The following is a 6,778-nucleotide window of genomic DNA, read 5'->3' as shown; positions in this document are numbered from 1 at the left end:
CATAGAGAAGGTCTTGCCGGATTTCCCTTCGCTTGAGTTTCCAATCTGGCTGGTCACCCATCGGGAGTTACAGACCAGCCGCCGTATCCGGATCGTATTCGACCTGTTGGCCCGGGGTCTGTCAGACGTTGCGAAGCGCCGGGGTGGCGGCGATTGATAGGTGTAAATGCGCCGAACCTAGAGCAAGTGAGGTCGCGTGGCAGTTATTTAGGCTACGCTTGCAAGCGTTCGTTTTGTCCGATGAGTGTACGTTAATGTTGGAAATGCTGCGCAATCGATCAACGTCCGCTTCAGGGAAGCTGCAATGCGGCAACGTATCTTCCGATGAACGGCTGGTTAGGGCCGCTCGTGTCAGGCAAATTGGTGCGCAAAGGGCTGATGCTGCGTCGCATCCGAGGTCTGCTGCGAACCCAAACTACCGCATGCTGCGGAGGTTTCGAAAGGCGACTTTTGTGGAAAATGCACAAAATTTGAAAACCTCAATAGACAGGTTTTGAGGCGCATGCGACCCCGCCGCGTAGGGCGAGATTGACTGCGGATCTTAGCTGGTTTGCCTGGACAGGAACTCTAGAAAAACCTTTGGGTGTTCGTTGAAGTACTGATAGCGATCGAATCTTTGTCCAAAGCCGAATGGCATAGCCTGATTCGGGCCATTCCAAACAATCTTATGCTCCGTCGACGTTGTATTCATGATCTCTTGGATGTCATTTTGTCCTGTTTCTGTGTTGAAAGTATAGAAGTCTTTTTCCACCTGCGCATATACATTGTGGATTTAGCCAATTAAGTCCGCGCCAGCATAATGTCACTTGCCTTTTCAGCGACCATAGCCGTCGGCGCGTTGGTGTTTGAACCAATCAAACTTGGGAAGATACTGCTGTCACAAATCCGTAGGCCCGAAAAACCATTCACCTTCATGGTAGGATCAACGACGGCGCTGTCATCCGACCCCATGCGACAGGTCCCGACTGGATGATACGAAGTGCGCGCATGGTTTCGCACGAAGTCAGACAGCTCTTCGTATGATTTTATGCTTTCATCGGGCAAGACGACGCGGCTGATATGTTTGGCTAGCGCAGGTTGGGCAAAGACCTCTCGGCTTATCTTTAGCCCCTCGACGGTGACACGCAGGTCATCGGCGTCGCCAAAGAAATTGGGATCGATGTCCGGCGCGGCATTCGGATCAGCAGACGACAAACGCACAGAACCGCGCGCTTTGGGACGCAAGCCGTAGCAGTTTAACGTGATCCCCGATTTACCAGACGCAACGCCTGCGACACCGTCTTCTGCCCCTGCACCCGAAAGGAAGTGGAATTGCAAATCCGGCGTGCTGCGATCCTGACCTGAATACCAGAACAACCCACCTTCAACCACATTGCTCGCGACTGGTCCTGTTCTGAACAGCGCGTATTGCAGTCCCGCCCATGCAGCCCAAAGCGGCTTTTTGTACTTGTCCAAACTCAGGTGGTTTTTGAGTTCTGCTACCAAATCAATGTTCACATGATCTGACAGATTAGCTCCGACACCAGCAACATCTGCCCGTACCTCAATGCCCACTTCGCGTAAATGTTTGGCAGGGCCGATTCCTGACAGCATCAACAGCTTTGGCGAACCGATCGCCCCTGCCGTGACGATAACTTCTACTTCGGCGGTGGCCGTTTCGATCTTGCCGCGCCGCTCATACACAACGCCAGTTGCGCGGTGTCCATCAAAGGTCAGGCGATGTGCCTTTGCGCCTGTCAAAATAGTAAGGTTTTTGCGCCCGCGCGCAGGGTCCAAATACCCGCGCGCGGCAGACACCCTGCGACCACCGACAACATTGAGCTGATAGTATCCAGTGCCCGCCTGCTTTGCCCCGTTAAAATCGGGGTTCAAAGGAATACCTTGCTGTTGGCAGGACATCACAAAGGCACGCGTCAAAGGTTGCGGATTGGCAATGTTCGACACACCTAAAGGCCCATCGGTTCCGTGCCATTCATCGGCGAGTGCGGTGTTGCCCTCAGAGCGGATGAAATAGCGCTGAATGTCTTTGAACGCCCATCCGGTGCAGCCTTCTTCATTTGCCCAACGATCATAATCGGCCGGTACGCCACGTGTGAAAACCTCGGCGTTGATTGAACTTCCGCCGCCCAGAACGCGAGCCTGCGCGTACGGTATGGGCCTATTGCCAGCGTGGATTTGTGGTGTCGTCTGATAACCCCACGTCAGATTTCCGCCAGTGACTTTGGAAAACCCGACGGGCATGTGAATGTAAGGATGCCAATCGCGGCCACCAGATTCCAACAACAAGACATTCGTTGACGCATCTTCGCTCAACCGCGCAGCAAGGACACATCCAGATGTGCCGCCCCCGACAATGACATGTGTGTAGGCACGATCGGGCATAGGACGCTACTTTTCTGGTTTGGGCTTATCAGGGTGGGCCATGACGTAAGTCATGATGAAATCCACATTGAATGCGCGACGTGTCGCAAGCGCATCCGCCGCCATGTGGTCAAAAGAATACAGTTCAGCGTTGGTGAAACGGTTATTGAGATAGTAGAACCCAAGCGCCGCAATCGAATGGTTCAACTGCATCGGATCAATGCCGGACCGGATCGTGCCATCAGCAACGCCGCGGTCTAGGACACTTTGCACGCGGTTCAGCAATGTGCTGGTGCGCATTTTCACGACACCAGACTTCTTCAGGTACGTGGCGCGCATCAGGTTCTCTTGGTTCACAAGCGCAAGGAAAGCAGGGTTAGCAACGTAGTAGTCCCAAGTTGCCTCAACCAGTTTCTGGATCGCGTCCAAAGGGGCAAGCTCATCAAGACCAAGGGACTCTTCCATTTCGCGGATACCGACATAAGCCTCTTCGAGGACAGCGATGTAGAGCCCCTCTTTTGACCCAAAGTAGTGATAGATCATCTTCTTGTTCAGGCCTGTCGGCTCTGCGATCGCTTCAATGCCCGCAAGCGCGAACCCTTTTTCCGCAAATTCCCGGCGCGCCGACTGAATGAGGTCTGCCTTGGCCACATCGGCATTGCGCCCAGTGCGTTTCCCAACGGGTTTATGTTTGGGTGCTTGGGTCATAGCAGACGCCTCTCGTGGGAACATATACCCCTCGGTCAACCTTTGCTCGCCCCCAAAGTCAAGCCTGCGATGAAGTGGCGTTGCATGGCAAAGAACATCATAACAGGTGGAAACGCCGCGATCAGTGATCCCGCAGCCAGCAGATTGAAAGAAGAGATGAACTGCCCTTTCAGCGTTGTTAGACCCAAGGTCACTGGGCGCAACTCGTCAGATTGGATCAAAATCAGTGGCCAGAAGAAGTCATTCCAGATGAATGTGAATTGCAGCACAGCCAATGCAGCCAATGCCGGTCGCAAAAGCGGTACAATAACATGGATCAGAATTTTCCATTCACTGACCCCTTCGGAACGGGCTGATTCAACCAATTCGAACGGCAGCTCTGCGATGAAGTTGCGCATAAAGAACGTACAAAACCCGGTTTGGAATGCGATCTGGAACAGGATCACGCCCCAATAGGTATCATATATCCCCAGATCGAGGGTCAGCTGACGTACCGGCATCATCAAAATCTGGAACGGCACGAAGTTGCCTGCGATAAAAAGCGCAAAGATGAAAAAGTGAAACTTGAACCGATACAGCGCAAGACCTGCTCCAGCCAATGTCGACAAGAACAGCGCGCCAATGATTGCAGGCACGGTAATGATAAAACTGTTCATCAGATAAATCAGGATGGGCGAGCTGTCGAAGACCGCTGTAAAGTTCGCCACAAAAGCCCACTCAGTCGGCATACCCCAGTAGTTGCCAAAATTGATATCCGACAATGACCGGCCGGCCGTTGCGACAATCGCAATCATTGGCAGCAACCAGATCAGCAACGAGATCGGCAAAGCGATCTTGTAAAGGCGTTGCTTGGACAGATTTAGTTCTTGGATGGGGCGGGGGAACATCAGTGAGACCCTTTCTCTGACTTGAGAAGACGCATGAGGAACCAAGCGATATAGACGTTCATGATCATGAAGAGGACGGTGGCGATGGCCGCGGCGTAGCCGACGCGGTAGCGGAAAATCGCATTGTCATACATGTAGTAGGCCAGCACGTTTGATGAATTATAAGGACCACCTTCGGTCATAATTGCGACAAGATCGAAAGACCGCAAAGCGCCGATAATTGTCACCACAATGGCAATGAAGGTCGCAGCCTTCAGCTGTGGCAGCACGATAAACACCAGCAGCCGCCAGCCTTTGGCGCCATCCAGACGCGCGGCCTCAACGATTTCGGGATTCACACTATTCAGCCCTGTCAGGTATAGGATCATGCAATAGGCAGTCTGCGGCCAAAGGCCTGCAAAAATGACACCGATGGTCGCCCAGTTTTCATCCGCTAGGATTGACGGGATTGTCCAACCAAGTGGTTCTATGATGGCGGCAATCAAACCAAAGGATGGATCATAGAACCACGTAAAGATCATGCCCACCACGATCTGAGACACAACAAAGGGAAAGAAGAATAACGACTTCACAAGCCGGATGCCGAATACTTTCTGGTTGAGGAACAGGGCCACGAAAAGCCCGATTACAGGTGCCAACAGAAACAGAACAAGCCAGTAAATGTTGTTGACCAGCGCCTTCCAGAAGACAGGATCGTCCCACAGCTGCCGGTAGTTATCAAAGCCGATGAATGTCTTGGGGCCGATGCCCTGCCACTGCGTAAAGGACAGCGCGATTGATTGAATAATTGGGTAGATTACAAAGAGTGAAAACATCGCAAATGCAGGCGCGATGAACAGAAGAGGCGTGATCACAAGCTTGTTGCGACGATAAAAGCTTGGGCGTCGTCTTACGGGCACAGGCGTGCCAGCAGAAAAATCAGACATGATGAATACCTCCTTAGCGGGTGGGCTCTGGCGCCCGAAGGCGCCAGAGTGAGCGTTATGAGATTACAGATCGCCGTAAATACGCGCGCGCTCTGCTTCGATTTGCTCAAGGATCGCATCGATCCGCTCTGGGTTTTGCATGAACTCTTGGAAACCCTGCATGCCGACGCGGGCCAGACCCGGATCGGTGTCACGGTCATAGAACTGCATGATGCCAGTCGCTTGGCTCAACTGAGCAAAGCCACCCTGCGCAAACCGGTCGTCTTTGACCGTTGCGTTGATGTTTGTAGGCAGCATGTCCATCGTGCCCGCCAACCGTGTCTGAACGTCAGCTTGCGCCGCAAACCGCAGGAACAGACGTGCATCTTCTTTATTCGATGCATTTGCAGGAATGTGGAAGCTGTCAGTAGGCGCATCTTCATAAATCGGCATGTCCGGATCGATGTTTGGGAACGGGAACCATTCTACGTTCTGGCGCACCTCTTCTGGGAACATCGACACAATGAACGGGGCCAGCAGATACATGGCCGCTTCGCCCTGGTTCATGAAAGGCAACGCTTCTTGGAACGAATAAGCTGGGTGATTTTCGATAAAGAAATCCGCTTCGAGCAATTCTGCCCAATGCGCAAATACGACTTTGACGCGGTCGTCTGTGTAGGCAACCTTGCCATCCATCATCTCAGCATGGAATTCCGCTCCGTTGACACGCATGTTCAGGAAATCGAACCACCCAGCCGTTGGCCAAAGGTTCTTGGTACCAATCGTCACAGGTGTGATGTCCGCGGCTTTGAGTTGCTCACCAACGGATTTGAATTCTTCCCATGTTGCTGGTGCCTCGGTGATGCCAGCCTGCTCGAACAAATCTTTGCGGTAATAAATACCCCAAGCGTAGTAGGCATAAGGCACACCATACTGCTTGCCATCAACAGAAGACGCGCTGACAACGGCTGGCATGGAATCGTAAAGACCCTCAGATTCCCAGACATCAGACACATCGTCCAACAAACCGAGATCAACAAAGACCTTCATCCGGTTGCCTGCGTTCCATGTGATCAAATCTGGCGCGTCAGATACCAAGAAGTTACGCATCGCAACCTTGTAGGCTTCGTGATCATATAGGTTAAAGATCACGTCGATCTCTGGATATTCGGCCTCAAATTCTGCAATCAGATTTTCGATGGCCAGCTTTTGTGCCGGGTCCGAGGTGTTGGCGTTCATCACCAGATCCCGGGCACTTGCCGCCGTTGAAAGTGCGGCAACAGCAGCTGCACAAATTAGTGTTTTGACGAAATTCATAACTTTTCTCCTCCGCTATGACAGCCATTTTCTCTTGGCTATTTTGTGGGCCGCAAGACGACCACTTTTGCCCTTTGTTCGGGGCAATCAATTGAACTCACTGGTGAGTTATTGATTTGCTATTCTTGCATCAGCTTTCCCCGCGTTGCATTAGCAGGACATTGCACCCTGTTTGGACCAACACGTCATCTTGGTTGGTGACGTCAAACCGCAACTCGACAACGCCGCGGTCGCCCTTTGACGTCAGCTTGGCTGTTTCAACCGAAATCTTTGCCGTAATGCTATCGCCCATCACGATGGGGGCTGTGAAGTTCCAACTTTTCCAACCCAAAGACGCGACTGCCTGCAGCTGCACATCAGCGCGGTTTTTGAGACCATCAACAAGGCTCAGCCCCAACAAACCATGTGCGATACGTGCCGGAAACCCCTGCGCATGGGCGAATTCATCGTCCATATGCAAGTCGAAAAAATCACCAGAAATCCCCGCAAAATTCACGATGTGCGTTTCCGTCACGACGATGCGGCCCGTCTGGAAAAAGCATCCTACCTGCAGGTCGTCGAAATAGCATTTGCCGGGCTGTATACGTGTTTCGGTCATCT

General features: G+C 52.4%; 6 protein-coding genes. All 6 read right to left on the bottom strand.

Annotation, left to right across the window (positions count from 1 at the left end; all coding sequences use genetic code 11):
• Positions 1 to 780: 780 nt before the first annotated feature.
• Positions 781 to 2,382, bottom strand: coding sequence for a GMC family oxidoreductase (locus AB8B75_RS20330; protein ID WP_405364762.1), 1,602 nt, complete (start codon positions 2,380 to 2,382; stop codon positions 781 to 783).
• A gap of 6 nt (positions 2,383 to 2,388) precedes the next feature.
• Positions 2,389 to 3,069 (bottom strand): TetR/AcrR family transcriptional regulator, encoded by a 681-nt coding sequence (locus AB8B75_RS20325; RefSeq protein WP_405364760.1) that lies wholly within the window; start codon positions 3,067 to 3,069, stop codon positions 2,389 to 2,391.
• 35 nt (positions 3,070 to 3,104) lie between these two features.
• Complete coding sequence (locus AB8B75_RS20320; RefSeq protein ID WP_405364758.1) at positions 3,105 to 3,956, bottom strand: carbohydrate ABC transporter permease; 852 nt, start codon at positions 3,954 to 3,956, stop codon at positions 3,105 to 3,107.
• Complete coding sequence (locus AB8B75_RS20315; RefSeq protein WP_405364756.1) at positions 3,956 to 4,882, bottom strand: carbohydrate ABC transporter permease; 927 nt, start codon at positions 4,880 to 4,882, stop codon at positions 3,956 to 3,958. Before AB8B75_RS20315 ends, AB8B75_RS20320 begins: the two co-directional genes overlap by 1 nt.
• Positions 4,883 to 4,945: 63 nt before the next feature.
• Positions 4,946 to 6,178 carry an ABC transporter substrate-binding protein gene (locus AB8B75_RS20310; RefSeq protein ID WP_405364754.1) on the bottom strand — a complete coding sequence of 411 codons (1,233 nt, stop codon included), beginning with the start codon at positions 6,176 to 6,178 and terminating at the stop codon, positions 4,946 to 4,948.
• A gap of 130 nt (positions 6,179 to 6,308) precedes the next feature.
• Positions 6,309 to 6,776 carry a MaoC family dehydratase gene (locus tag AB8B75_RS20305; protein ID WP_405364753.1) on the bottom strand — a complete coding sequence of 156 codons (468 nt, stop codon included), beginning with the start codon at positions 6,774 to 6,776 and terminating at the stop codon, positions 6,309 to 6,311.
• Positions 6,777 to 6,778: the final 2 nt, after the last annotated feature.

It is taken from the genome of Roseobacter sp. (assembly GCF_045106495.1).
GTDB lineage: Bacteria > Pseudomonadota > Alphaproteobacteria > Rhodobacterales > Rhodobacteraceae > Roseobacter.
Note: the sequence above shows the minus strand (reverse complement) of the source record. Positions and strands in the feature narration are given on the sequence as shown.

What these genes read in the sequence shown, in the direction of transcription:
- AB8B75_RS20330 (WP_405364762.1), bottom strand. Translation starts at nt 2,382, where the DNA reads ATGCCCGATCGTGCCTACACACATGTCATTGTCGGGGGCGGCACATCT.
- AB8B75_RS20325 (WP_405364760.1), bottom strand. Translation starts at nt 3,069, where the DNA reads ATGACCCAAGCACCCAAACATAAACCCGTTGGGAAACGCACTGGGCGC.
- AB8B75_RS20320 (WP_405364758.1), bottom strand. Translation starts at nt 3,956, where the DNA reads ATGTTCCCCCGCCCCATCCAAGAACTAAATCTGTCCAAGCAACGCCTT.
- AB8B75_RS20315 (WP_405364756.1), bottom strand. Translation starts at nt 4,882, where the DNA reads ATGTCTGATTTTTCTGCTGGCACGCCTGTGCCCGTAAGACGACGCCCA.
- AB8B75_RS20310 (WP_405364754.1), bottom strand. Translation starts at nt 6,178, where the DNA reads ATGAATTTCGTCAAAACACTAATTTGTGCAGCTGCTGTTGCCGCACTT.
- AB8B75_RS20305 (WP_405364753.1), bottom strand. Translation starts at nt 6,776, where the DNA reads ATGACCGAAACACGTATACAGCCCGGCAAATGCTATTTCGACGACCTG.